The sequence below is a fragment of the Citrobacter sedlakii genome (genome assembly GCF_018128425.1).
GTDB lineage: Bacteria > Pseudomonadota > Gammaproteobacteria > Enterobacterales > Enterobacteriaceae > Citrobacter_A > Citrobacter_A sedlakii.
Genome location: NZ_CP071070.1, coordinates 4,396,884 through 4,422,153, shown reverse-complemented (window position 1 = coordinate 4,422,153; position 25,270 = coordinate 4,396,884). Strand labels below are relative to the sequence as shown.

22 protein-coding genes are annotated in these 25,270 nt (G+C 54.5%); 16 read left to right on the top strand and 6 right to left on the bottom strand.

Features of this window, described 5'->3' with window-relative positions:
* Positions 1–18 precede the first annotated feature (18 nt).
* Together panS and lysC are read right to left on the bottom strand one after the other, a co-directional pair.
* Entirely contained in the window at positions 19–945 is a 927-nt protein-coding gene (panS, locus tag JY391_RS20940) for a ketopantoate/pantoate/pantothenate transporter PanS (protein ID WP_042291287.1), read from the bottom strand.
* Between the two features lie 195 nt (positions 946–1,140).
* Positions 1,141–2,490: a lysine-sensitive aspartokinase 3 gene (gene lysC / locus JY391_RS20935; protein WP_211934964.1), complete on the bottom strand. Its 1,350-nt coding sequence runs from the start codon at positions 2,488–2,490 to the stop codon at positions 1,141–1,143.
* Between the two features lie 314 nt (positions 2,491–2,804).
* Between lysC and pgi the strand changes: the two genes are divergently transcribed.
* The 11 genes from pgi (at position 2,805) to JY391_RS20880 (ending at position 14,101) form a co-directional block, all read left to right on the top strand.
* Positions 2,805–4,451, top strand: a complete 1,647-nt coding sequence (gene pgi / locus JY391_RS20930) for a glucose-6-phosphate isomerase (RefSeq protein WP_181822191.1) — start codon at positions 2,805–2,807, stop codon at positions 4,449–4,451.
* A 417-nt stretch (positions 4,452–4,868) separates the two neighbouring features.
* Positions 4,869–5,111, top strand: a complete 243-nt coding sequence (gene yjbE / locus JY391_RS20925) for an exopolysaccharide production protein YjbE (protein ID WP_042291277.1) — start codon at positions 4,869–4,871, stop codon at positions 5,109–5,111.
* Between the two features lie 113 nt (positions 5,112–5,224).
* Positions 5,225–5,863, top strand: a complete 639-nt coding sequence (locus tag JY391_RS20920; RefSeq protein ID WP_211934963.1) for a YjbF family lipoprotein — start codon at positions 5,225–5,227, stop codon at positions 5,861–5,863.
* Entirely contained in the window at positions 5,860–6,597 is a 738-nt protein-coding gene (locus JY391_RS20915) for a capsule biosynthesis GfcC family protein (RefSeq protein WP_042291268.1), read from the top strand. The genes JY391_RS20920 and JY391_RS20915 overlap by 4 nt, the downstream gene beginning before the upstream one ends.
* Complete coding sequence (locus JY391_RS20910) at positions 6,597–8,693, top strand: YjbH domain-containing protein (protein WP_211934962.1); 2,097 nt, start codon at positions 6,597–6,599, stop codon at positions 8,691–8,693. The genes JY391_RS20915 and JY391_RS20910 overlap by 1 nt, the downstream gene beginning before the upstream one ends.
* Before the next feature lie 161 nt (positions 8,694–8,854).
* Positions 8,855–9,265 carry a phosphate-starvation-inducible protein PsiE gene (gene psiE, locus JY391_RS20905; protein WP_042291264.1) on the top strand — a complete coding sequence of 137 codons (411 nt, stop codon included), beginning with the start codon at positions 8,855–8,857 and terminating at the stop codon, positions 9,263–9,265.
* 143 nt (positions 9,266–9,408) lie between these two features.
* The gene (locus JY391_RS20900) at positions 9,409–9,729 is read left to right on the top strand and encodes a PTS lactose/cellobiose transporter subunit IIA (protein WP_060570427.1); all 321 of its coding nucleotides are present in this window, start codon (positions 9,409–9,411) and stop codon (positions 9,727–9,729) included.
* Between the two features lie 72 nt (positions 9,730–9,801).
* On the top strand, positions 9,802–11,448 hold the full coding sequence (locus JY391_RS20895; protein WP_229264084.1) for a PTS transporter subunit EIIC: 1,647 nt from the start codon (positions 9,802–9,804) through the stop codon (positions 11,446–11,448).
* Entirely contained in the window at positions 11,448–12,497 is a 1,050-nt protein-coding gene (locus JY391_RS20890) for an oxidoreductase (protein WP_211935838.1), read from the top strand. The genes JY391_RS20895 and JY391_RS20890 overlap by 1 nt, the downstream gene beginning before the upstream one ends.
* Complete coding sequence (locus tag JY391_RS20885; protein WP_084589032.1) at positions 12,494–13,357, top strand: DUF7916 family protein; 864 nt, start codon at positions 12,494–12,496, stop codon at positions 13,355–13,357. Before JY391_RS20890 ends, JY391_RS20885 begins: the two co-directional genes overlap by 4 nt.
* Positions 13,358–13,396: 39 nt before the next feature.
* On the top strand, positions 13,397–14,101 hold the full coding sequence (locus JY391_RS20880) for a GntR family transcriptional regulator (RefSeq protein ID WP_042291256.1): 705 nt from the start codon (positions 13,397–13,399) through the stop codon (positions 14,099–14,101).
* 55 nt (positions 14,102–14,156) lie between these two features.
* Here the strand turns inward: JY391_RS20880 and xylE are convergent, their stop codons facing one another.
* The 4 genes from xylE to malE form a co-directional block, all read right to left on the bottom strand.
* Positions 14,157–15,632, bottom strand: coding sequence for a D-xylose transporter XylE (gene xylE, locus JY391_RS20875; RefSeq protein WP_042291255.1), 1,476 nt, complete (start codon positions 15,630–15,632; stop codon positions 14,157–14,159).
* Positions 15,633–15,953: 321 nt separating this feature from the next.
* Positions 15,954–16,844 (bottom strand): maltose ABC transporter permease MalG, encoded by an 891-nt coding sequence (gene malG, locus JY391_RS20870; protein ID WP_042291250.1) that lies wholly within the window; start codon positions 16,842–16,844, stop codon positions 15,954–15,956.
* Positions 16,845–16,858: 14 nt separating this feature from the next.
* On the bottom strand, positions 16,859–18,403 hold the full coding sequence (malF, locus tag JY391_RS20865; protein ID WP_042291248.1) for a maltose ABC transporter permease MalF: 1,545 nt from the start codon (positions 18,401–18,403) through the stop codon (positions 16,859–16,861).
* A gap of 129 nt (positions 18,404–18,532) precedes the next feature.
* Entirely contained in the window at positions 18,533–19,723 is a 1,191-nt protein-coding gene (gene malE / locus JY391_RS20860) for a maltose/maltodextrin ABC transporter substrate-binding protein MalE (protein WP_042291245.1), read from the bottom strand.
* Positions 19,724–20,093: 370 nt separating this feature from the next.
* On the opposite strand from malE, the gene malK reads away from it, so the two are divergent.
* The 5 genes from malK (at position 20,094) to ubiA (ending at position 25,253) form a co-directional block, all read left to right on the top strand.
* Positions 20,094–21,203 (top strand): maltose/maltodextrin ABC transporter ATP-binding protein MalK, encoded by a 1,110-nt coding sequence (malK, locus tag JY391_RS20855; protein ID WP_042291242.1) that lies wholly within the window; start codon positions 20,094–20,096, stop codon positions 21,201–21,203.
* A gap of 113 nt (positions 21,204–21,316) precedes the next feature.
* Positions 21,317–22,633, top strand: a complete 1,317-nt coding sequence (locus JY391_RS20850) for a maltoporin (protein ID WP_060570420.1) — start codon at positions 21,317–21,319, stop codon at positions 22,631–22,633.
* 108 nt (positions 22,634–22,741) lie between these two features.
* The gene (gene malM / locus JY391_RS20845) at positions 22,742–23,680 is read left to right on the top strand and encodes a maltose operon protein MalM (RefSeq protein ID WP_211934960.1); all 939 of its coding nucleotides are present in this window, start codon (positions 22,742–22,744) and stop codon (positions 23,678–23,680) included.
* A gap of 190 nt (positions 23,681–23,870) precedes the next feature.
* A complete protein-coding gene (ubiC, locus tag JY391_RS20840; RefSeq protein ID WP_211934959.1) occupies positions 23,871–24,368 on the top strand; it encodes a chorismate lyase in 498 nt (165 codons plus the stop codon).
* A gap of 12 nt (positions 24,369–24,380) precedes the next feature.
* Positions 24,381–25,253, top strand: coding sequence for a 4-hydroxybenzoate octaprenyltransferase (ubiA, locus tag JY391_RS20835; protein WP_181822186.1), 873 nt, complete (start codon positions 24,381–24,383; stop codon positions 25,251–25,253).
* Positions 25,254–25,270 lie beyond the last annotated feature (17 nt).

The following is a 25,270-nucleotide window of genomic DNA, read 5'->3' as shown; positions in this document are numbered from 1 at the left end:
GGCCTCTGTTTCCGTTAATTATTGATGCTTGTTTTTCCCAATAGGCTTACCGGACCAGTAACCGGCCAGCAGTGAGCCGGAAAGGTTGTGCCAGACCGAGAACAGCGCGCCGGGCAGGGCGGCGAGCGGGCCAAAGTAGATTTTCCCCAGCGCCGCGGCGAGGCCGGAGTTTTGCATGCCCACTTCAATCGCCAGCGTCCGGCAGGTGGATTCATCAAACCCGAACAGGCGTCCGCCCCAGTAGCCGCCGAGCAAACCGAGGGTGTTATGCAGGATCACCGCTATAATCACCACAAAGCCGACCGAAGCAATATGCGAGGCGGAACCGGCCACCACGGCGCTGATGATCGCCAGAATGCAGACCATCGAAAACGCGGGTAAATAGGGCTCTACCGCTTTTACCACGCGGGGAAACAGATGGTGCACCACCAGACCCAGAGCGATCGGGATCACCACTATCTGCAAAATGCTGAGCAGCATGCCCATCACATCCACCTGAATGTGCGCATCAACGTACAGCCGCGTCAGCAACGGCGTCGCCACCACCCCGACCAACGTCGAGACGGACGAGATGGTGACGGAGAGCGCCACATCACCCTTCGCCAGATAAATCATCACGTTTGAGGCCGTTCCGCTGGCGACGCTGCCCACCAGCACCATACCTGCGGACAGTTCCGGCGGCATCCTGAACGCCAGCGCCAGCACCCAGGCCGCGAGCGGCATCAGCAGATAATGCAGGAAAATCCCGGCAGCCACCGGCGCAGGCCGGGAAAGCACGCGTTTGAAATCGTCAACCTTAAGGTGAACGCCCATGCCGAACATAATCAGCATCAGTAGGGTGGCGATCCACGGACCGACCGGCGTAAAAGTGGAGGGGGTGTAATACGCAATAACAGAGAGCAGCAGCGCCCATAATGGGAACAGCCGCGTGAGAGTGGCCAGCATGTTTCATTCCTTGCGATAAGTGTGTTGTGTCGTTATAAACAGGCCGGGATCGAGCCTGGCCATGCTTATTGTTTATCGCGGAAGCGTTTAATATTCAAACAATTTATGTTTGTCGGAAGCATTGTGCGGACGGTAATGAAATAAAAAGGCCCGATGACGCTTGCGCGCATCGGGCCTTCCGGTATAAAAATTCAATCACTCAAACAAATTATGGTGCAGCTTCTGCACAACCTGTTCAGCTTCTGCGCCCGGCACCAGGAAGCACAGGTTATGGCTGGATGCCCCGTAGCAGATCATACGGATGTTAAACGGTTCCAGCACGCCAAACACCTCTTTGCCGACGCCGCAGGCTTTCGACAGATCGTTGCCAATCAGGGCCACCAGCGCCAGACCTTCTTCGACTTCCACCCGACACAGCGCGGACAGTTCCATCAACAGTGATTGCGTCAGCAGCGTATCGCCGGTCGAGGTTGAACCGGTGGTGTCGAGGGTCAGCGCCACGCTGACTTCCGACGTGGTAATCAGGTCGACCGAGATATTATGACGCGCGAGGATACCGAACACTTCGGCCATGAAGCCACGCGAATGCAGCATATTCAGGCTGTGCAGGGTGAGCAGCGTCTGCTTGCGGCGCAGCGCCAACGCGCGGAACAGTGGCGGGTTTTGGGTTTTGTTGCACACCAGCGTACCGCCCGCTCTTGGGTCTTTGCTCGATCCGACAAAAACCGGGATATCACTGCGTACCGCCGGCAGTAGGGTCGCGGGATGGAGAACTTTTGCGCCAAAGGTGGCCATTTCCGCGGCTTCTTCGAAGGCGATTTCGTCGATGCGTTTTGCCGCCGGCACGACGCGGGGATCGGTGGTGTAAATGCCCGGAACGTCCGTCCAGATATCCACTCGCGTCGCGTTCAGCGCTTCGGCCAGCAGCGCTGCCGTGTAGTCACTACCGCCGCGACCCAGCGTCGTGGTGCGGCCTTTGCTTTCGCTGCCAATAAAGCCCTGGGTGATGATCAGCCCTTCGCTCAGGCGCGGCGCCAGCTGCAGCGATGCCAGTTCCGCCAGCGCGGCAACGTCCGGCTCGGCACGACCAAAGCGATCGTTCGTCCGCATGATTTTCCGTACGTCGAACCACTGCGCCTGCACGTTGCGTTCGCGCAGGATCTCAACAAACAGCAGGGTCGACATCAGTTCGCCGTGGCTGACCAGCTCGTCTGTCAGCGCTGCCGAGGTGGCTAATGAGGCGGCTTCCGCCAGCGTGGTGATATTTTCCAGCAGGCGTTCGATCTCTTCACGGATCACGTTCGGGTAACGCAGGCGTTCAAGAATATCGAACTGAATTTGCCGAATGGCGTCGAGTTTTTCAAAACGCGCAGGCGGCTCCAGTCCCTCCGCCAGCGCAACCAACAGATTGGTGATACCCGCCGAAGCGGAAAGCACCACCACGCGCACGTTGGTGTCGGAAAGCACCACGTCGGCGCTACGGTTCATGGCATCAAAATCGGCTACGCTGGTACCGCCAAATTTGGAGACGACTAGCTCTGTCATAACAACCTCGTGTCAGGGAATGAGAAAGCGACCATGGCACAAGGGCAAAACAGAAACCGGTGCAGGCGCAAATGCAAATTTAACTCGCGTATTTATAAATAAAATGAGTGGCCTGGACTGTCAACGCCGGGATTATGCGGATTTTTTATGCTGCGTTTAGGCTCAGTAAAGGTGCTAATAACGTCTATACTTTTGGCTTCTTTTCATTTCGTTTGACCATGGCCAGGGCAACGGCATTAAAACAATCACACTTTTCGGTGACTGGCGTTACAATCGATCCCAGTCACAATTCTCAAATCAGAAGAGTATTGCTCATGAAAAACATCAACCCGACGCAGACTTCTGCCTGGCAGGCACTCCAGAAACACTTTAACGAGATGAAGGACGTTACCATCGCGGATCTGTTCGCGAAGGATAGCGATCGCTTCAGCAAATTCTCCGCAACGTTTGACGATCTGATGCTGGTGGATTTCTCCAAAAACCGCATCACGGAAGAAACGCTGAGCAAACTGCAGGATCTGGCGAAAGAGACCGATCTGGCGGGCGCCATCAAGTCCATGTTCTCCGGCGAGAAAATCAACCGTACTGAAGACCGCGCCGTGTTGCACGTGGCGCTGCGTAACCGTAGCAATACCCCCATTATCGTTGACGGCAAAGATGTGATGCCGGAAGTCAACGCGGTACTCGAGAAGATGAAAACCTTCTCTGAAGCGATCATTTCCGGTCGCTGGAAGGGTTACACCGGCAAAGCGATTACCGACGTGGTGAATATCGGTATTGGCGGCTCCGACCTTGGTCCGTTCATGGTTACCGAAGCGTTGCGTCCGTACAAAAATCACCTGAACATGCACTTCGTTTCCAACGTCGATGGCACCCACATCGCTGAAGTGCTGAAGACAGTGAATCCGGAAACCACTCTGTTCCTGGTCGCCTCCAAAACCTTCACCACTCAGGAGACCATGACCAACGCCCACAGCGCGCGCGACTGGTTCCTGAATACCGCCGGTGACGAAAAGCACGTGGCGAAGCACTTCGCGGCGCTGTCCACCAACGCGAAAGCGGTCGGCGAGTTCGGTATTGATACCGCCAACATGTTTGAATTCTGGGACTGGGTGGGCGGCCGTTACTCTCTGTGGTCAGCGATTGGTCTGTCGATTATCCTCTCTGTGGGCTACGACAATTTTGTTGAGTTGCTCTCCGGCGCGCATGCAATGGACAAGCACTTCTCCACCACCGCGCCAGAGAAAAACCTGCCGGTGCTGCTGGCGCTGATCGGTATCTGGTACAACAACTTCTTTGGCGCAGAAACCGAAGCGATTCTGCCGTACGACCAGTATATGCACCGCTTTGCGGCCTACTTCCAACAGGGCAACATGGAATCCAACGGCAAATACGTTGACCGTAACGGCAATCCGGTGGATTACCAGACGGGTCCCATCATCTGGGGCGAGCCGGGCACTAACGGCCAGCACGCGTTCTACCAGTTGATTCACCAGGGGACTAAAATGGTGCCTTGCGACTTTATCGCCCCGGCGATTACGCACAACCCGCTGTCCGACCACCATCCGAAGCTGCTGTCTAACTTCTTCGCCCAGACTGAAGCGCTGGCGTTTGGTAAATCCCGCGAGGTGGTTGAGCAGGAATACCGCGACCAGGGTAAAGATCCGGCGACGCTTGAGCACGTTGTGCCGTTCAAAGTGTTCGAAGGCAACCGCCCGACCAACTCTATCCTGCTGCGCGAAATCACGCCGTTTAGCCTGGGCGCGCTGATCGCGCTGTATGAGCATAAAATCTTCACTCAGGGCGTGATTCTTAACATCTTCACTTTTGACCAGTGGGGCGTAGAGCTGGGCAAACAGCTGGCTAACCGTATTCTGCCGGAGCTGAATGATGATAAAGAGATCAGCAGCCATGACAGTTCAACCAACGGGTTAATCAACCGCTATAAAGCCTGGCGCTAATCGGCTTTGAAACGCAGCCGTAGCGGCTGCGTTCATGCTGTCATTCCAATGAATTTATCGAACTCATTTTAAGCCGATATTCATATCGGCTTTTTTATAAGATAATTCTGTTTGTCCGTGCTGATGCGCAAATAATGATATTGAGCTTAATCCTAAAATAATGAATACCCCTAAAATCACCCTGAGTTATTTTAGGAAAATACGGAGGGTAAAGGCATACGCATGAAATTTCAACGCATTGATTATAAAGCGTAATCATATTTACGTTAAAATCAATTGCTCACCAAAAGTCCAATTATCCTAAAACGACTTCGCTATTTAGACCCGCCGCAATCCGCATGCTTTAGTTGTGTATACTCGATCCCGCCCGAAACGCTTTTGGGTAAATCTCCATTCATTCAATGAAGGGAAATTGTTATGAAAAAAGTTCTGTATGGCATTTTTGCCATATCTGCGCTTGCGGCGAGCTCTGTCTACGCAGCCCCCGTTCAGGTGGGTGAAGCGGCAGGTTCGGCGGCGACGTCGGTGTCAGCGGGCAGTTCCTCCGCGACCAGCGCCAGCACCGTAAGCTCAGCGGTGGGTGTCGCTCTGGCGGCAACCGGCGGCGGTGACGGTTCCAATACCGGGACCACCACCACCACGACCACCAGTACCCAGTAACACCGGTACGTTTAACCATAACCACACTTCGGTGTGGTTATTTTAGATTTCCGAAAGCCTGTGGGCCTGAAGGCCAGGGTTACGCACCCCTGGCAACCATGCGGAGAAGAGTCGTGAAGCGACCTGGAATCATCTTTATTTGCCTGCTGTTACAGGCATGCTCAGCCACCACCAAAGAACTGGGCAACTCACTGTGGGACAGCATGTTCGGTACGCCTGGCGTCCAACTGACGGACGACGATATCCAGAATATGCCCTATGCCAGTCAGTATATGCAGCTTAACGGCGGACCGCAGCTGTTCGTGGTGCTCGCCTTCGCGGAGAACGGGCAGCAGAAATGGGTGACCCAGGATCAGGCGACTCTCGTGACCCAGCATGGTCGGTTGGTGAAAACGCTGCTCGGCGGCGACAACCTTATAGAGGTCAATAACCTCGCTGAAGACCCGCTAAGAAAGCCCAACCAGATCGTCGACGGCACCACCTGGATCCGCACGATGGGCTGGACCGAATTCAGGCAGGTTCGCTACGCCACCGCGCGCTCGGTCTTTACGTGGGACGGCAGCGATACGGTGAAGGTGGGCAGTGATGAAACGCCGGTACGTGTGCTGGACGAGGCGGTGACCACCGACCAGGCACGCTGGCATAACCGCTACTGGGTAGACAGCGAAGGGCAGATTCGCCAGTCAGAGCAGTATCTGGGGGCGGACTTCTTCCCGGTGAAAACCACGCTGATCAAGGCGGCAAAATCATGATGAGACGAACGCTTACCGCGCTGCTCTTGAGCCTGAGCGCGTCATCGGTTATTGCCGCGGGCACCGTCAAGGTCTTTATGGCAGGGGGCGAGGAAGCCAAAACGCTGACCGGCGCGGAACACCTGATCGATCTGGTCGGCCAGCCGAGGCTGGCGAACAGCTGGTGGCCGGGGGCGGTCATTAGCGAAGAACAGGCTACCGCCACGGCACTGCGTCAACAGCAGGCACTGGTCGCGCGACTGGCGGCGCTGAGCGCGGAAGAGAGCGGTGACGATGCCGCCGCTATCAACACCCTGCGCCAGCAAATTCAGGCGCTGAAAATCACCGGCAGGCAACATATTACGCTCGACCCGGACGTGGTGCGCGTTAGCGAACGCGGTAATCCGCCGCTCCAGGGAAACTATACGCTGTGGGTAGGCGCGCAGCCCACCGAGGTCACTCTGTTCGGCCTGCTGAGCCGTCCCGGAAAACAACCGTTTATGCCCGGACGCGATGTCACCCATTATCTTGACGGACAAAACTTGCTCAGTGGCGCGGATCGCAGCTACGCGTGGGTTGTTTATCCTGATGGACGCAGTCAGAAAGTGCCGGTCGCTTACTGGAATAAGCGTCACGTTGAACCGATGCCGGGCAGTATCATTTTTGTAGGGCTTGACGATTCTGTCTGGAGCAGCGAACCGGACGCGCTGAACGCCGACATTCTTCATACCCTGACGCAGCGGATACCCGAATAATGAAAAAAACACATCTGCTCAGCTTACTGGCGCTGGGCATCAGCGCGGCCTGCCACGCCGAAACGTACCCGGCGCCCATTGGCCCCTCTCAGTCTGACTTTGGCGGCGTAGGATTATTACAAACCCCGACCGCGCGCATGGCGCGTGAGGGTGAGCTGAGTCTCAACTATCGTGATAACGATCAGTACCGTTACTACTCGGCTTCCGTACAGCTTTTCCCCTGGCTGGAAACCACACTGCGTTATACCGACGTGCGAACCCGACAATACAGTAGCGTAGAGTCTTTCTCCGGCGATCAAACCTATAAAGATAAAGCCTTCGATCTGAAGCTGCGACTTTGGGAAGAAAGCTACTGGATGCCGCAGGTGGCGGTGGGCGCGCGGGATATCGGGGGGACCGGCCTGTTTGACGCCGAATACATCGTGGCGAGCAAGGCCTGGGGTCCGTTTGATTTTTCATTTGGGCTCGGCTGGGGTTATCTGGGGACCAGCGGCAACGTCACAAACCCGCTGTGTTCCTACAGCGACAAATATTGTTACCGCGATAATAGTTATAAGCAGGCGGGATCCATTGATGGTAGCCAGATGTTCCACGGCCCGGCTTCGCTGTTTGGCGGCGTTGAATACCAGACGCCCTGGCAGCCGCTACGTCTGAAGCTGGAATATGAAGGGAATAATTACCAGCAGGACTTCGCGGGCAAGCTGGAACAGAAAAGCAAGTTTAACGTCGGCGCCATTTATCGCGTCACCGATTGGGCCGACGTTAACCTCAGCTATGAGCGCGGCAACACCTTTATGTTTGGCGTCACGCTGCGTACAAATTTCAACGATTTGCGCCCCTCTTACAGCGATAACGCCCGACCGAAATACCAACCGCAGGCCCAGGACGCGATCCTGCAACACTCGGTGGTAGCGAACCAGCTTACGCTGCTGAAATACAATGCCGGACTGGCGGATCCAAAGATTCAGGTGAAGGGGGATACCTTGTATGTCACCGGCGAGCAGGTGAAATACCGCGACTCGCGTGAAGGGATCGAACGTGCGAACCGGATCGTGATGAACGATCTGCCAGAGGGGATCCGCACGATCCGCGTAACCGAAAACCGGCTTAACCTGCCGCAGGTGACCACCGAGACGGACGTCTCCAGCCTGAAACGTCATCTTGAAGGGGAACCGCTGGGACACGAAACGCCGCTGGCGCAAAAACGCCTTGAGCCTGTGGTTCCCGAAAGTACCGAGCAGGGCTGGTATATCGACAAGTCGCGCTTTGCTTTCCACATCGATCCGGTGCTGAACCAGTCCGTGGGCGGGCCGGAAAACTTCTACATGTACCAGTTGGGCGTCATGGCGACGGCCGATCTGTGGGTCACCGACCATCTGTTGACCACCGGTAGCCTGTTTGGCAACCTTGCCAACAACTATGACAAGTTTAACTACACTAATCCGCCAAATGACTCGAAGCTGCCGCGTGTGCGTACCCGGGTGCGTGAATATGTGCAGAACGACGCTTACGTCAATAACCTACAGGCCAATTACTTCCAGTATTTCGGCAACGGCTTCTACGGCCAGGTCTACGGGGGTTATCTGGAAACCATGTACGGCGGCGCGGGGGCAGAGGTTCTTTACCGTCCGGTAGACAGCAACTGGGCCTTTGGTCTCGACGCGAATTACGTGAAACAGCGTGACTGGCGCAGCGCGAAAGAGATGATGAAATTCACCGACTACAGCGTTAAGACCGGGCATTTGACCGCCTACTGGACGCCGTCATTTGCGCAGGATGTGCTGGTGAAAGCGAGTGTCGGTCAGTATCTGGCGGGCGATAAGGGCGGAACGCTGGATATTTCCAAACGCTTCGACAGCGGCGTGGTGGTGGGCGGTTACGCCACCATCACAAACGTGTCGCCGGACGAATACGGCGAAGGGGACTTCACCAAAGGGGTGTATGTCTCGATTCCGCTGGATCTCTTCTCCTCTGGTCCGACCCGCAGCCGGGCGGCGGTTGGCTGGACGCCGCTGACGCGTGACGGTGGTCAGCAACTGGGACGTAAATTCCAGCTGTACAACATGACCAGCGACCGGAGCGTGAATTTCCGTTAATGCTGTTAGCCGGGCGGCACAGCGCTTGCCCGGCTAACGTTTTTGTCGCTCCGCTAACCGCAGCGCCATCGGATGAATAAGCAAACATAAACAAAAAATATAGATCACCGTCACATTTTTGCGTTATACAGGAACCTCGCCACTGAGAAAGAGGTGCCGTTATGACGTCATTATCTCGTCCACGCGCGGAGTTTATCTCCACCGTGCTTCAGACTGTTCTGAACCTGGGCCTGCTGAGTCTGGGGCTGATCCTCGTTGTCTTCCTCGGAAAAGAGACGCTGCATCTCGCGGATGTCTTGTTTGCGCCTGAACAAACCAGCAAATATGAGCTGGTGGAAGGGCTGGTGGTCTATTTTCTCTATTTCGAATTTATCGCCCTGATTGTTAAGTACTTTCAATCCGGCTTTCACTTTCCGCTACGTTATTTTGTGTATATCGGGATCACTGCGATTGTGCGGCTGATCATCGTCGATCATACCTCTCCACTGGATGTGCTGATCTACTCGGCGGCGATCCTGCTGTTGGTGATCACGCTATGGTTATGTAATTCGAAACGGCTTAAGCGGGAATGACGCTTCAGGCAGTGTTTAAAATGTGATCTATATAGATTTAATTTAAAACTATATAGTTTTAAATGCTTTTCCATGAAACCTGAGGGCGGTGAGGGATCTCACCAGAGGTGGATGTCGTCATTCACATTTCATGGAGAGTGCATATGTTTAGCGAAACAGGCTATGAAGAGACCGTGATGGGCCTGATTGTTAATGCCGGGCAGTGTAAAAGCTGCGCATTTAAGGCGTTACAGGAGGCCCGAAAAGGCAATTTTTCTGAATCAGCGAAGCAAATGGCCGCGTCTGAACAAGCCGCGAAAGAAGCCCACGCCTTACAAACCCGACTAATTGAATATGATGAAGGAGAAGGGAAAGTACCGGTTCATTTAATTATGGTCCATGCACAAGACCATTTAATGACGGCCATGCTCGCCCGGGAACTTATTCAGGAAATGATCGCGCTGAATTTCCCCGCTCCGCGTTAATCCTCTTTTCGACAGGGATACGGTATGTTTCAATCCTCAATACTGGGGCGGATTACTGACGCCTCGCAGAAGATGGCCGCTGAGGTTCATTTACGGAGCTTACGCGATAGTTTTATTATTGCGGTTCCCTTCCTCGTGCTGGCGGGTTTATTTATTATGCTTAATTATGTCATTCTTGATACCAATGGCCTATTGAGCAACTTTTTATCTACCGAAGCCTTATTACGTCTGCGTAATATTGGTGAGCGAATTCTTAATGGCACGATGAATATATTATCGCTGATGCTGGTAATATTAGTGGCGTATCATGTCGCCAGTAAGAAAAAACACTCGACGCCGGTTATACCCGCGATGGTCGCGCTGGCGGTATTTTATGTATTGATGCCGCTAGAAACAACGCAAACCCTGGCAGATGGTCAGAAGATTACACTGTCGGGTATCGTGCCTTACGCTTGTACCAATGCCGGGGGCGTCTTTCTGGCGATACTCACGGCGATACTCTCAACCAATCTCTTCTTGTGGGTGTCAAAATGTCAGGCGCTACAGATTCGCCTTGGTGACGACGTCCCGCCCATGGTAGTGCAATCCTTTCAGGCCATGTTTTCGATAATGCTGACGATAGCCAGTTTCGCGCTGGCGGCGTTTGCGGTAAGCACACTGGCGCACACAGAGGTTCAGGCCCTGATACAGCGGCTTATACAGGCGCCATTAGTGCATTTAACCACCAATCTTCCTGGCTTTCTGGTGCTGACGACGCTTACCAATATCCTGTTTGCATTAGGGATTCATCCCGGCGGTATTATCAATCCTGTCCTGGAGCCGCCGCTACTGGTGGCGATGCAGGAAAATATGGCGGCTTTTGCCAGCGGGCAAGTTCCGCCGCATATCATCGTGCTACCGTTTCGCGATCTTTACGGTCATATGGGCGGGACAGGGAGCACGCTGGCGCTGCTGCTGGCCGTATTTATTCGTAGTAAATTATCCAGCCATCGTAAATTTTCCCGAACGGTCATTGCGCCGGGCCTCTTCAATATCAACGAACCGGTAATATTTGGTTTCCCGGTGCTTTATAATCCGTTAATGATGATTCCATTCATCGTTTACCCACAAATTAATTTTATTATCGCTTATTTTTCGACGTCCTGGGGATGGGTGTCGAAAATAGTCGCGTATGTCCCGTGGTCTGTTCCACCATTTATTTCCGGATGGCTGGGTTCCGGCGGTGATTACCGCAATGTGATTTTGCAGGCGGTTTTGCTGGCGCTGGGGGTGATTATCTATATGCCATTTTTGAAAGCCTACGAAAGCGCAATGATCAAGAACCGCAATGAAAAGGTCATCGACGAAATCGTTGCGGAGCAAAACGCTGAGACCCATGGCGATGACGCAGAAGGTATTCATCTGCTGGACGGTAAAACCATTATTCTGGCCTGCAATGAAGGCATGTCCACCTCATTGATGGCATCGAAAATGCGTAAATATACCGAGAGCCAGAGTTGCACGCTGACTGTTTATGCGGTTAACGCCGGAAAACTGGCGCAAGAGTATGAAAAGGCGCAGCTGATTTTGCTCGGGCCACAGCTCGCTTATCTTCAGGAAACGATCGCGCAGGAGATTAATCATCACTGCCCTGTTGTCCCGATAGATCCTCAGCATTTTAGCAAACTCGACGGACCCGCTGCGGTTCACGCGGCCTTATCTTTTTTTATTAAGGAATAATCATGATTAATTGTGCTTATATCGGTTTTGGTAAAAGCGCCACCCGTTATCATTTGCCGTATGTTCTGTATCGCAAAGATAAATTCAACGTTAAATGTATTTATGATATTCAGCGTAAGCCGGAAATTGAAGCCAGCGAACGCTATCAGCATATTACTTTCACGTCGAATCCTGACGATATTCTGAACGACAGCGAAATCCAACTGGTGGTGATCTGTACCCACCCGGACAGCCATTACCAATACGCAAAATTATGCCTTGAAAAAGGTAAAAATGTGCTGGTGGAGAAACCGTTTACCACCACGCTGGAGGAAGCCAAAACGCTGTTTGCGCTGGCGCGCGAAAAAGGACTTACCGTCACGCCCTTTCAGAACAGACGGTTCGATAGCTGCTTTCTGACCATGAAACAGGCTATTGAGAGCGGCAAACTGGGCGATATTGTCGACATCGAAAGCCACTTCGACTATTTTCGTCCCGATGCAGAAACCTGTCCGGGCAGCGATTTCACCGGCGCGTTTTATGGCCTGGGCGTGCACACTGTTGATCAAATCCTCTCGCTATTGGGTCGTCCGCAGCAGGTTGGATACCATCTCCGTAAGCTGAGAAATCCGCATAATCCTGACGATACCTTTGAAGTACATCTCTATTACGGCACCACGACCGCGATTGTCAAAACCAGTCATCTGGTCAAAATAGCCGGGCCGCGGTTTATCGTTCATGGTACCCGGGGGTCGTTTATTCGCTATGGTATCGATCAACAAGAGACCAGCCTGAAAGCCGGTATTATGCCAGGAGACGCCGCATTTGGCGCGGATCAAGAAATGGCCGTGCTGGAATATGTGAATACTGACGGGGATACCGTCCGCGAGACGTTTGCGGCGGTTCCGGGTGATTATGGCCGCGTTTACGATTCGCTGTATGCGACCCTGACCCGCGGAGAGGCGAATTACCTCAGTGAAAGCGAGGCGCTGACCAACCTCGAAATCCTTGAAACGGCATTTCGCCAACCGTCTCCTGCCATTGTCACCCTCGGCGGGGAGGTTGCATGATGAAACGGATCCTCAACTGTCGGGCCAGCGACTTTTCTCTCCCCGTCATGGGCGATGAGTTGCGCGAAGCCATTATGGTCAGCGAAGGGCGAGTCATTATGGCCGAGATCGCCGTACAGTCACCGCCGTTGTTTGCAGAAGTGACCAACGCGGAACTGATTAGCGCCTTCGGCGCAGATTTGCTGTTGTTGAAGGGCGTAAACTGCCTGCAACCTGAGCTCAACGGCGGCGACGGCCGGTTTGGCAACGATCCTGTCACCCAGGTGAAACGGTTAACCGGGCGCTTAACTGGCGTCAGTTTTGAAATCAGCGGAGAAGGCGATGCCTCAACGCCCAATGCTTTTTCGCCCGCGCATTTCCATGCGATGGCACATGCAGATTTCTTCTGCCTCACCGGCTATGACAAACCCGGCGTCACGCCTGAACGTCTGCGCCAGGCGATTAGCCAGCTCCGTGCGCAAACAGATAAACTGATTCTGGTCGCGAAATTCTTGACGACAGGGCTGGGGCAGCCGGAAGAGTATGCCAGCTATATCCGGGCTGGCGCGCATGGCGTAATCTTTCCGGCGCCCGCGGGCTGTCGCGGCGCGTCGGAAGTCCGTGTAGCGGAAATTGTGCAGGCGGTGCACGACTGCGGCGGTCTTGCCGTCACCACCCTGAGCAGTAGTCAGGAAGGGGCGGATTGTGCTACGGTGCGCGAAATTGGCCTTGCCAGTAAGCGTTGCGGCAGCGACATGCATAATTTTGGCGACGCCGGCGTGGCGGGTATGGCCGATCCGCAGGCGCTCAATGCCTTGTCGATTGCGATTCGTGGGCGACGACATACCTGGGTTCGGATGGCGGCCTCACTATCCCGATAACAAGAACCGGCCCCGTAAGGGGCCGTTTGCGGAGGAACTATGCCGAAATATATGGACATATACCACAAGGTGCGACATCGCATTGTGGCGGGCATTTATGCTCCGGATAAAAAACTTCCCGAAGGCGCGAAACTGGCGGCTGAATTTGCCTGTAGCGAATTAACGGTGGCGAAGGCGCTGGATCTGCTGGTCAGAGAAGGTCTGGTGTTACGTAAACGCGGGTTGGGGTCTTTTGTAAAGCGTCAGGTTTCTGCCGCCAGCAATTCTCATCTCATAGGCACCGCGCAGCGGTGTGCCAGCTATGGTAAAACGTTGTCGACACGCGTCCAGCAGTATGCCGCTGTGCCTGCGAAGCAGGACATTGCGCAAAAATTGCAAATCCCGGAAGGCGAACTGGTCCATGAGATTCAGCGGGTGCGTATTATTGACGCGATCCCATCGATTGTTGAGTACACCTGGATGCCGGTGGCGCTTTTCCCTCATCTCAACCTCCGTCATATTCAGCACTCCATTTACGCTTACATTACCCGTGAACTGGGGCAGATTATTCACAGTGCGCATATGACGGTAACCGGGCGGAACGCCAGTGACCAGGAGCGGCAGTGGCTGGACTTAAGCGAGCCGACTATCCTGATTCAGGTGGAACAAACGGCCTTTCTCGACAATGGTCGCCTTTTCGAGTACTCCTGCGCGCGTCATCTCTGGCATACCTTTAATTTCGAAACCGACTTTGTACGTGTCTAGCGTTGCGCTAAACAGCAAAAGGCGGCCCGCAGGCCGCCGTTGAAGGTAAGAGCAATCACTGTGCGGGGGCTTCGCGGGATTTTTTCTCCGCAGGTGCCCACAGTTCTTCCAGTTCTTCCAGCGTCTTGCCTTTGGTCTCCGGCACGAACTTCCACATAAACAGCGCTGCCAGCACGCCCATACAACCGTAAATCCAGTAGGAGAAACCGTTGTGGAAATGAGCGACCAGCCACGAATTTTTGTCCATCATTGGGAAAGTCCAGGAGACAAAATAGTTTGCCAGCCACTGAGCGGCGACGGCGATAGCCAGCGCTTTGCCACGAATCGCGTTCGGGAAGATTTCCGCCAGCAGAACCCAGCATACCGGACCCCACGACATGGCAAACGCGGCGACGTAGAACAGCATCGACAGCAGGGCGACGATTCCCGGCGCCTGGGTGTAAAACGCGGTGCCGAGGCTAAACATCCCGATAGCCATACCGAGCGCGCCGATGATTTGCAGCGGCTTACGGCCAAATTTATCTACCGTCATAATGGCCAGCACGGTAAAGCTCAGGTTGATCACGCCAACGATAATGGTTTGTAACAGCGCCACGTCGGTGCTGGCGCCCAGCGTCTTAAACACTTCCGGCGCGTAATAGAGGACCACGTTGATGCCGACAAACTGTTGGAACACTGAGAGCATAACGCCAATCACAATGACTCCCACACCAAACATCAGCAGGCGTCCGCCGGTTTTGCGACCGTGCTCCAGCGACTGGTGAATCTCCTGTACGGCCTGCGTGGCGAGCGAGGATCCCATAATTTTGCGCAGAATGCCTTCGGCCTGTTCCTGTTTGCCGTGCGCCATCAGCCAGCGCGGGCTTTCCGGAACGGTATACAGCAGCAGTAAAAAGAGCAGGGCAGGAATACATTCCGAGGCGAACATATAACGCCAGCCGTTGATATTCAGCCAGGTCGCGTCGCCGGATTTGGCAATAAAATAGTTGACGCAGTACACCAGGAGTTGGCCGAAAATAATCGCGAACTGGTTAAACGAAACCAGTTTCCCGCGGATTGGCGCTGGCGCCATTTCAGCGATATACATTGGCGACAGCATGGATGCTAACCCGACGCCAATACCGCCAATGATACGATAAATAACAAATTCAGGAACGTATCCGGCCAGATAAACGGGGACGGTATTATCCGGATTGATGGTGGTAAAGCCTAATTCCGGCCAGGCGGAACCGACACCGGAAATAAAGAACAACAGTGCGGCAATTTTAAGCGAATCGCGACGACCGAAGCGGTTGCTGCAATAGCCGCCGATCGCGCCGCCAATGATGCAGCCGATCAAGGCGCTGGCGACACAGAAGCCGAGCAACGAGTTGGCGGCGGATTCACTGAGATGTTGTGGGGCAACAAAGACGGTATTCAATGACTCAACGGTACCGGATATTACCGCAGTATCGTAGCCAAATAATAACCCTCCTAATGTTGCGACTAAGGTAATCGAAAAAATATATCGGGAATTATATGGGGTGTTCATTCAGACCTGCCTTGCGGATACAGTTCTTTTTATCAGTGTCGATGATGGTGGGTTTAACAGGCAGGTAAAACAATTATCATTTTTTACATTGCGGTTACGTAATGTCTTTTCTGTGATCTTAATTCTGTTTGTTGCGCCGGGTGATAAAAGGAAAATAGAAAAGCAGTGACCGTGAGCACGAAAGATAATAATCATAACGGCATTATCAAATAACATAAAAAAAGGCGCTCCGGGGAGCGCCGAATTACAGTCACAAGTTGGATAAATACACGTTGAGGGTGCAGTGGCATTGCCCGTTTCCGGGCGGGTACAGCGTAAAACTTATCCTTTCACACCGCCTGCCGTCAGGCCGTTAACCAGCCAGCGCTGGGCCAGCAGGAACACCAGGGTGATCGGAATGGCAGAAAGCACAGCCGCCGCGGCAAAATCGCCCCACAGATAGTTTTGTGGGTTGAGATATTGCTGCATACCCACGGCCAGGGTATAGCTGTTGACATCACGCAGTAACAGAGAAGCAACCGGCACTTCGGTGATGGCGGCGATAAACGACAGGATAAACACCACCGCCAGAATCGGTACCGACAGCGGCAACAACACCAGGCGGAACGCCTGCCACGGCGTGGCGCCATCCAGCGCTGCCGCTTCTTCCAGCGAGCCGTCGATGGTTTCGAAATAGCCTTTAATGGTCCAGACGTGCAGCGCGATACCGCCAAGATAGGCGAAGATCACCCCGCCGTGCGTGTTCAGGCCGATAAACGGAATGTACTGACCGAGACGGTCAAACAAGGCATACAATGCCACCAGCGACAGTACCGCCGGGAACATCTGGAAAATCAACATCCCTTTAAGCAACGTGGCTTTACCCGGAAAGCGCATGCGGGCAAAGGCGTAAGCGCAAGTGGTCGAGAGCGCCACGATTCCGATGGCGGTGATCCCGGCAATCTTCACCGAGTTCCACAGCCACAACAGTACCGGGAAGGGTGGCGGCGTGACCCGGCCATCAGCATGCTCAACGCTGAAGCCCAGCGCCAGCCGCCAGTGCTCCCAGGAGATTTTTTCCGGGATCAGACTGCCGGTGGCAAAGTTCCCTTCACGTAGTGAGATCGCGATAACCATCAGCAGGGGGAACATGATCGCCGCGATAAAAATCAGCAGCCCTAAGTGCGTCACGAGGAGGCGCAGCTTTTGAGATTTGGGTTGAACCATAGCCATGATCGATGCCCTCCTTAGTCAAATTTCATTCGTGTGGCTTTCAGGTTAACGATAGCCAGCGCGCCCACCAGCAGGAAGATCAGCGTGGCGATTGCCGCCGCCAGACCAAAGTCCTGCCCGCCGCCGCCTTCAAAGGCGATGCGGTAGGTGTAGCTGACGAGCAGGTCGGTATACCCGGCTGGCGTGGTGGTGCCGAGACGATCCGGGCCACCGTTGGTCAGCAGTTGAATCAGCACGAAGTTGTTAAAGTTAAAGGCGAAGCTGGCGATCATTAGCGGCGTCAACGGTTTAATCAGCAGCGGCAGCGTAATTTTGAAGAAGTTCTGGAACGGGCCTGCGCCGTCCATCGCCGACGCTTCGTACAGGTCGTCCGGGATGGCCTTCAGCAGCCCCATGCACAGGATCATCATGTACGGATAACCCAGCCAGGTATTCACGATGATAATCATCGAGCGGGCGGTTAGCGGGTCGCTGAACCAGGCCGGTTTGATACCGAACAGCGCGCTCAGCATCATGTTGATTTCACCAAAACTCTGGTTAAACAGCCCTTTGAAAATCAGAATCGAGATAAACGACGGGACGGCATACGGCAGAATCAGCAGTACACGATAAATCGCTTTGCCTTTCAGCGACTCCCACTGCACGAGGCAGGCCAGCACCATACCGACTGCGACGGTAAGGATGACGGTCAGCACCGAGAACACGACGGTCCAGACGAAGATGGCGAAGAACGGCTTCTGAATGCCTTCGTCGGTGAAGACGCGGGTGAAGTTATCCCAGCCGATAGTGACCGTGTAGCCCGGACTGAGTTTTTCATCGCCCCAGTTGCCATCGGCGTTAATGGACTGATAAAAACCGATGTTGTTGTTCGGACGGTACTGTACGCCGTTCTGGTTATTGGTGAGCGTGCCGTCGTCGGCCAGCGTGTACAGCGGTCTGGTGCCGGAGAACTGGCGCAGCGAGCTCATGATGACTTTGCTTTCATCCGGCAGCACGGCGGTGATCTGGTTCAGCGCCTGGCGATTCTGGGTAATGACGCGCAGGTTGGCGCGCTCGCCGGAAGGCAGGGCGTCCGCTGCTTTTAACTCGAGTTTCTGCTCGCCGCCAAATGTGAAGGCGTCAGAAACGTAATATTTACCGGTTTCCCCGTCGGTCAGCGCCAACTGCCAGTCGTCGCCCGCCGGGTATAATCCAAAGTTATAGGCTTTACCCGCCTGATAAGAGCGGTCCAGCAGAACCTGTTGCGCGCGCTCTTGCGCCAGTTGGTTGGTGCTGCTGTAGTTAGTAAACGCAATGGCGATAGTGCAGATCAGCGGAAACAGGACGAACAGCCCCATCCCGGCGAGACCCGGATAAACATAGCGCCAGGCGTATGCTTTACGGTTAGCGAAAATGTACAGGCCAACAGAGCTTAAAATCAGCGTCATGATGGCGAACAGATACTCCCCTTGTGCGTACATTAAAACTACAAGGTAACCCACCAGCAGGCCAAGCAGACCGATCGCCGACCACTTCAGCGCGTCGCTTTGCCACCAATGTTTCTTTTTAATGACATCCATGGGGATCTTCCTCAACAACATTGAAATCCTGCAGGTCAGTGTGTCTGATGGCGCTGCGCTTATCCGGCCTGCAGCGTTATGCAGACCGGATAAAGCGCGGATGCCGCCATCCGACACCTTACCTGTACATTACTTGGTGATACGGCCCTGCGCATCCTTCAGCGCGGCGTCAACAGTCTGGCGACCGCTGGCGGCGTTGATTACCGCTGTGCGTACCGCATACCAGAAGGCGGACATTTGCGGAATGTTCGGCATGATTTCGCCTTTCTGGGCGTTATCCATGGTGGCGGCAATACGTGGGTCTTTGGCTAACTGATCCTGATAGGATTTCAGCGCCACGGCGCCCAACGGTTTGTCCTTGTTCACATCCGCCAGGCCTTCGTCGGTCAGCAGGTAGTTTTCAAGGAACTCTTTCGCCAGCTCTTTGTTCGGGCTGGCGGCGTTAATACCGGCGCTCAGCACGCCCACGAACGGTTTTGACGGCTTGCCTTTGAAGGTCGGCAGCAGGGTAACGCCGTAGTTCACTTTGCTCTTGTCGATGTTTGACCACGCCCACGGACCGTTAATGGTCATTGCCGTTTCGCCTTTGTTAAAGGCCGCTTCGGCGATGGAGTAATCGGTATCCGCGTTCATGTGTTTGTTCTTGATGAGGTCAACCAGGAAGGTCAGACCGGCTTTCGCGCCCGCGCTGTCCACGCCGACATCTTTCACGTCGTACTTGCCGTTTTCAAACTTGAACGCGTAACCGCCGTCAGCGGCGATCAGCGGCCAGGTGAAGTACGGCTCCTGCAGGTTGAACATCAGCGCGCTCTTACCTTTCGCTTTCAGTTCTTTATCCAGCGCCGGAATTTCTTCCCAGGTCTTCGGTGGGTTTGGTACCAGGTCTTTGTTATAAATCAGCGACAGCGCTTCGACCGCGATAGGGTAGGCGATCAGCTTGCCGTTATAACGCACCGCATCCCAGGTAAACGGATACAGTTTGTCCTGGAACGCTTTGTCCGGGGTGATCTCAGCCAGCAGGCCAGACTGCGCGTAGCCGCCAAAGCGGTCATGCGCCCAGAAGATAATGTCCGGGCCGTCACCGGTGGCCGCGACCTGCGGGAATTTTTCTTCCAGCTTGTCCGGATGCTCAACGGTCACTTTAATGCCGGTGTCTTTCTCGAATTTTTTGCCCACTTCGGCCAGGCCGTTATAGCCCTTGTCGCCGTTAATCCAGATAACCAGCTTGCCTTCTTCAATTTTGGCGAGCGCAGGTGCGGAAATCATCATTGCTGCGAGGGCGGACAATGCGAAAACGCGTGCGCCAGTCTTAATCTTCATATCTGCCATCCTTTTGGTGATGTGCTCGTGGTACGACTTCAGTGGTTCAACGTGCCCCAGTCTCCTTAATTGACATCCTCTTTCCATCATCCTTCCCCCTACGCCCCACCCCCGCTTTATGTGATCTGTGTTACATAAATGTGAGTAATGCGTACTGGCGCACATAAAAACAGTCCCATTTTTGCAAGCGACATCACGAAATTCCCTGCTGCTGCCTGGCGTCGGTCTCAGTGCTCCTTCTCTCATCCTCCCGACTCCTCCCCCATAAAAAAGCCGGGGGGTGGAGGATTTACGCAATCAATGAATCACGCATAGTCAGGCCATCATGAATGTTGCTGTCGATGACAGGTTGTAACGAAGGGAGAAGGGCATGGCGAGCGTACAGCTGCGAAATGTAACGAAAGCCTGGGGTGACGTGGTGGTATCGAAAGATATCAACCTCGACATTCACGAAGGGGAATTCGTGGTGTTTGTCGGACCGTCAGGCTGCGGAAAATCCACACTGCTGCGTATGATTGCCGGGCTGGAAACCATCACCAGCGGGGATCTTTTCATCGGTGACACCCGAATGAACGATATCCCGCCCGCAGAACGCGGCGTTGGCATGGTCTTTCAGTCTTATGCGCTCTATCCCCATTTAACCGTTGCGGAAAATATGTCGTTTGGCCTCAAGCTGGCGGGCGCCAAAAAAGAGGTGATGAACCAGCGCGTCAATCAGGTGGCGGAAGTACTCCAACTGGCGCACCTGCTGGAGCGTAAGCCGAAGGCGCTTTCCGGCGGTCAGCGCCAGCGCGTGGCGATTGGCCGTACGCTGGTGGCGGAACCGCGCGTGTTCCTGCTCGATGAACCGTTGTCCAACCTTGACGCCGCGCTGCGTGTCCAGATGCGTATTGAAATCTCCCGCCTGCATAAACGCCTGGGCCGCACGATGATTTACGTCACCCACGATCAGGTCGAAGCGATGACGCTGGCGGACAAAATTGTGGTGCTCGACGCCGGACGCGTGGCGCAGGTCGGCAAGCCGCTGGAGCTGTACCACTATCCGGCTGACCGCTTCGTCGCGGGCTTTATCGGCTCGCCGAAGATGAACTTCCTGCCGGTGAAAGTCACCGCCACCGCCATCGACCAGGTTCAGGTTGAGCTGCCTAACCGCCAGCACGTCTGGCTGCCTGTCGACAGCGCGAATGTCCAGGTGGGGGCAAACATGTCCTTAGGGATTCGTCCTGAACACCTGTTGCCGAGCGACATCGCCGACGTCACCCTGGAAGGTGAAGTGCAGGTTGTCGAACAACTCGGTCACGAAACGCAAATTCATATCCAGATCCCCGCCATCCGTCAGAACCTGGTTTACCGCCAGAACGACGTGGTGTTGGTAGAAGAGGGCGCCACATTCGCTATCGGCCTGCCGCCAGAGCGTTGCCATCTGTTCCGTGAGGATGGCACCGCATGTCGTCGGTTGCACAAGGAACCGGGCGTTTAAGGCTCCCCATTAAAAAAACAAAACGTAAAACCCGACGTGGCGGCATCAAGCCAACAAAGCGGCAGCCCGACCGGTGACGCGTTTAAAGAAAAGCAATGATCTCAGGAGATAGAATGATGATTACTCTGCGCAAACTCCCCCTGGCGGTTGCCGTAGCAGCAGGCATGATGTCTGTTCAGGCAATGGCCGTGGATTTCCATGGTTATGCTCGTTCCGGTATTGGCTGGACGGGCAGTGGCGGCGAACAACAGTGCTTCCAGGCAACCGGCGCTCAAAGTAAGTACCGTCTTGGTAACGAATGTGAAACCTACGCGGAACTGAAACTGGGTCAGGAAGTGTGGAAAGAGGGCGATAAGAGTTTTTACTTCGATACCAACGTCGCTTACTCCGTCGCGCAGCAGAACGACTGGGAAGGAACCGATCCGGCGTTCCGTGAAGCCAACGTACAGGGTAAAAACCTGATCGACTGGCTGCCGGGCTCCACTATCTGGGCCGGTAAGCGCTTCTATCAGCGTCATGACGTCCACATGATCGACTTCTACTACTGGGATATTTCCGGTCCTGGCGCCGGTATTGAAAACATCGATCTGGGCTTCGGTAAACTGTCTCTGGCCGCAACCCGTTCTCAGGAAGCGGGCGGTTCTTATACCTTCAGCAGCCAGAATATTTACGATCGCTCCAAAGATACCGCCAACGACGTGTTCGACGTACGTTTAGCCGGTCTGGAAACCAACCCGGACGGCGTACTGGAGCTGGGCGTTGACTACGGTCGCGCGAATACTACCGACGACTACCGTCTGGCGGATGGCGCATCGAAAGATGGCTGGATGTTCACCGCTGAACACACCCAGAGCATGCTGAAGGGCTACAACAAGTTTGTGTTGCAGTACGCTTTAGATGCGATGACCACGCAGGGTAAAGGGGTTCCGCAGGGGTCTTTATCCGATATCAACGATCCAAACATTAATAACAATGGTGAAATGTGGCGTGTCCTGGATCACGGCGCAATCTCGCTGGGCGATAAATGGGATTTGATGTACGTCGGTATGTACCAGAACGTCGATCTGGATAATAACCTCGGCACCGAATGGTGGACCGTGGGCGTGCGTCCGATGTACAAATGGACGCCGATCATGAGCACCCTGATGGAAGTGGGTTACGACAACGTGAAGTCACAGCAAACCGGTGATCGTAACAGCCAGTACAAAATTACCCTGGCGCAACAATGGCAGGCGGGCGATAGCATCTGGTCCCGTCCAGCAATCCGCGTCTTCGCGACCTACGCGAAATGGGATGAAAACTGGGGTTATATCAAAAACGGTGACAATGTGTCCCGTTACGCCGCAGCAACCAACTCCGGCTTCAGCACAACCAGCCGTGGCGACAACGATGAGTGGTCCTTCGGCGCCCAGATGGAAATCTGGTGGTAATCCGGCATTAACCTGACGTAACGAGGGGCGTAAGCCCCTCTGTTTTCTCGCGGTTTAGCGCGCTATTGCCTGGCCACCGCTGAACCCATGCTTTCTGAGGTGATAACAATGAAAATGAAGAAAAGTCTCGTCGCCCTTTGTTTATCCGCAGGGTTACTCGCCAGCGCGCCGGGCATCAGCCTGGCTGAGGTCAACTATGTGCCGCAAAACACCAGCGCCGCGCCGACTATTCCGACCGCTGCGCTCCAGCAATTAACCTGGACGCCGGCCGATCAATCTAAAACGCAATCTGTCCAGCTTTCAACCGCCGGCCAGCGTCTCGACGTGGCGGGCATTACCGGCCCCGTCGCGGCCTGGAGCGTCCCGGCGAATATCGGCGAACTGAACATTACGCTTTCCAGCGAAGTGAATAAACAAACCAGCGTCTTTGCGCCGAACGTGCTGATTCTTGATCAGAACATGACGCCATCCGCGTTTTTCCCCAGCAGTTATTTCACCTACCAGGCACCGGGCGTAATGAGCGCGGATCGTCTGGAAGGGGTGATGCGTCTGACGCCAGCGCTGGGCCAGCAGAAGCTCTACGTGCTGGTCTTTACCACCGAGAAAGATCTCCAGCATACCACTACGCTGCTTGATCCGGCCAAAGCCTATGCCAAAGGTGTCGGTAACGCCGTACCGGATATTCCGGACCCCGTGGCCCGTCACACCACCGACGGCCTGCTGACACTGAAAGTGAAAACCAGCAGCAGCTCCAGCGTGCTGGTAGGGCCGCTGTTTGGATCGTCCGGTCCGGGTCCGGTGACGGTCGGTAATACCGCCGCGCCTGCGCCTGCCTATGCCGCACCCGCTGCCGCGCCGACACCTGCGCCGGTTAAGAAAAGCGAGCCGATGCTGAACGACACTGAAAGCTACTTTAACAAGGCGATTAAAGACGCCGTCGCCAAAGGTGACGTGGATAAAGCGCTGAAACTGCTTGATGAAGCTGAACGCCTGGGGTCGACATCTGCTCGTTCCACCTTTATCAGCAGTGTAAAAGGCAAGGGGTAAGGTTCTCCCCACATTGCTGATTTGCAACAACTGGTGCGTCTTGTGGCGCACCTTTTTTTCGCCCTCGTTTTAGCATTCGATGCGAATTGTTACGTTTCTGTTGCGTAACAGATCACTTAACTGCGTTTCTTCCTTCTGTAATCGCTTTTCTGCGATACAATGACTTTCAGTTATGAAACGGAGAGTCAGCATGTCACACCCCGCGTTAACGCAACTGCGTGCGCTGCGCTATTTTGAAGCGATCCCTGCGCTGGATGCAGAACAGCTCGACTGGCTGTTACTGGAAGATTCCATGACAAAACGTTTTGAGCAGCAGGGAAAACGGGTCACGGTGACGCTGATAAGAGAAGGCTTTGTCGGGCAACAAGAGGTAGCGGACGAACTGGCGTTGCTGCCGCAAGAGTCCCGCTACTGGCTGCGTGAAATCCTGTTATGCGCCGATGAGGAACCCTGGCTTGCCGGACGCACAGTGGTGCCTGAATCCACCCTCAGCGGCCCGGAAATAGCCCTACAAAAATTGGGCAAAATCCCGTTAGGGCGCTATCTTTTTACATCATCGACATTAACCCGAGATTTTATTGAGATTGGTTGTGATGCCGGGCTTTGGGGACGGCGTTCGCGCCTGCGGCTGAGCGGTAAGCCGCTGTTGCTGACCGAGCTGTTTTTACCGGCATCACCGTTGTACTAAGAGGAAAATAAAATGGAGTGGAGTCTGACGCAGAACAAGCTTCTGGCGTTTCATCGCTTAATGCGGACGGATAAGCCCATTGGCGCCTTACTGCTGCTCTGGCCGACGCTATGGGCGTTATGGGTCGCGACCCCTGGCGTGCCTCCATTGTGGATTCTGGCGGTCTTCGTTGCGGGCGTCTGGCTGATGCGCGCCGCCGGGTGCGTGGTAAACGACTATGCCGATCGCAAATTTGACGGTCACGTGAAGCGCACGGCGAACCGTCCGTTACCCAGCGGCGCGGTGACTGAAAAAGAGGCCCGGACGCTGTTTGTCGTGCTGGTGATGCTCGCCTTCCTGCTGGTGTTGACGCTCAACACCATGACTATTTTACTTTCCGTTGCCGCGCTGGCGCTGGCCTGGGTGTACCCGTTTATGAAGCGCTACACCCATTTGCCGCAGGTGGTGTTGGGCGCGGCGTTTGGCTGGTCGATTCCGATGGCCTTTGCCGCAGTGAGCGAATCGGTGCCGCTGAGCTGCTGGTTAATGTTCCTGGCTAACATACTTTGGGCGGTGGCCTACGACACACAGTATGCGATGGTTGACCGTGACGATGACCTGAAGATCGGTATTAAGTCGACCGCTATTCTGTTTGGTAAAAACGACAAGCTGATCATCGGTATTTTGCAGGTCGCGGTGCTGGTATTGATGGCGCTGATTGGCTGGCTGAACGGACTGGGGATAGGATTTTACGGGGCGATTGTGGTCGCTGGCGCGCTGTTCGCGTATCAGCAGAAGCTGATCGCTCACCGCGAACGTGAAGCCTGCTTCAAAGCGTTTATGAACAATAACTATGTCGGGCTGGTGCTGTTTATCGGGCTGGCGATGAGCTACTGGCATTTATAAACAATAAACCGGTCATT

Excerpts from the sequence above, each read along its gene's own strand:
- yjbE (WP_042291277.1), top strand. The coding sequence starts at position 4,869 with ATGAAAAAAGTTCTGTATGGCATTTTTGCCATATCTGCGCTTGCGGCG.
- JY391_RS20885 (WP_084589032.1), top strand. The coding sequence starts at position 12,494 with ATGATGAAACGGATCCTCAACTGTCGGGCCAGCGACTTTTCTCTCCCC.
- xylE (WP_042291255.1), bottom strand. The coding sequence starts at position 15,632 with ATGAACACCCCATATAATTCCCGATATATTTTTTCGATTACCTTAGTC.
- psiE (WP_042291264.1), top strand. The coding sequence starts at position 8,855 with ATGACGTCATTATCTCGTCCACGCGCGGAGTTTATCTCCACCGTGCTT.
- pgi (WP_181822191.1), top strand. The coding sequence starts at position 2,805 with ATGAAAAACATCAACCCGACGCAGACTTCTGCCTGGCAGGCACTCCAG.
- malF (WP_042291248.1), bottom strand. The coding sequence starts at position 18,403 with ATGGATGTCATTAAAAAGAAACATTGGTGGCAAAGCGACGCGCTGAAG.
- JY391_RS20850 (WP_060570420.1), top strand. The coding sequence starts at position 21,317 with ATGATGATTACTCTGCGCAAACTCCCCCTGGCGGTTGCCGTAGCAGCA.
- JY391_RS20895 (WP_229264084.1), top strand. The coding sequence starts at position 9,802 with ATGGCCGCTGAGGTTCATTTACGGAGCTTACGCGATAGTTTTATTATT.
- malG (WP_042291250.1), bottom strand. The coding sequence starts at position 16,844 with ATGGCTATGGTTCAACCCAAATCTCAAAAGCTGCGCCTCCTCGTGACG.
- ubiC (WP_211934959.1), top strand. The coding sequence starts at position 23,871 with ATGTCACACCCCGCGTTAACGCAACTGCGTGCGCTGCGCTATTTTGAA.
- JY391_RS20900 (WP_060570427.1), top strand. The coding sequence starts at position 9,409 with ATGTTTAGCGAAACAGGCTATGAAGAGACCGTGATGGGCCTGATTGTT.
- ubiA (WP_181822186.1), top strand. The coding sequence starts at position 24,381 with ATGGAGTGGAGTCTGACGCAGAACAAGCTTCTGGCGTTTCATCGCTTA.
- lysC (WP_211934964.1), bottom strand. The coding sequence starts at position 2,490 with ATGACAGAGCTAGTCGTCTCCAAATTTGGCGGTACCAGCGTAGCCGAT.
- JY391_RS20910 (WP_211934962.1), top strand. The coding sequence starts at position 6,597 with ATGAAAAAAACACATCTGCTCAGCTTACTGGCGCTGGGCATCAGCGCG.
- panS (WP_042291287.1), bottom strand. The coding sequence starts at position 945 with ATGCTGGCCACTCTCACGCGGCTGTTCCCATTATGGGCGCTGCTGCTC.
- malK (WP_042291242.1), top strand. The coding sequence starts at position 20,094 with ATGGCGAGCGTACAGCTGCGAAATGTAACGAAAGCCTGGGGTGACGTG.
- JY391_RS20880 (WP_042291256.1), top strand. The coding sequence starts at position 13,397 with ATGCCGAAATATATGGACATATACCACAAGGTGCGACATCGCATTGTG.
- JY391_RS20915 (WP_042291268.1), top strand. The coding sequence starts at position 5,860 with ATGATGAGACGAACGCTTACCGCGCTGCTCTTGAGCCTGAGCGCGTCA.
- malE (WP_042291245.1), bottom strand. The coding sequence starts at position 19,723 with ATGAAGATTAAGACTGGCGCACGCGTTTTCGCATTGTCCGCCCTCGCA.
- malM (WP_211934960.1), top strand. The coding sequence starts at position 22,742 with ATGAAAATGAAGAAAAGTCTCGTCGCCCTTTGTTTATCCGCAGGGTTA.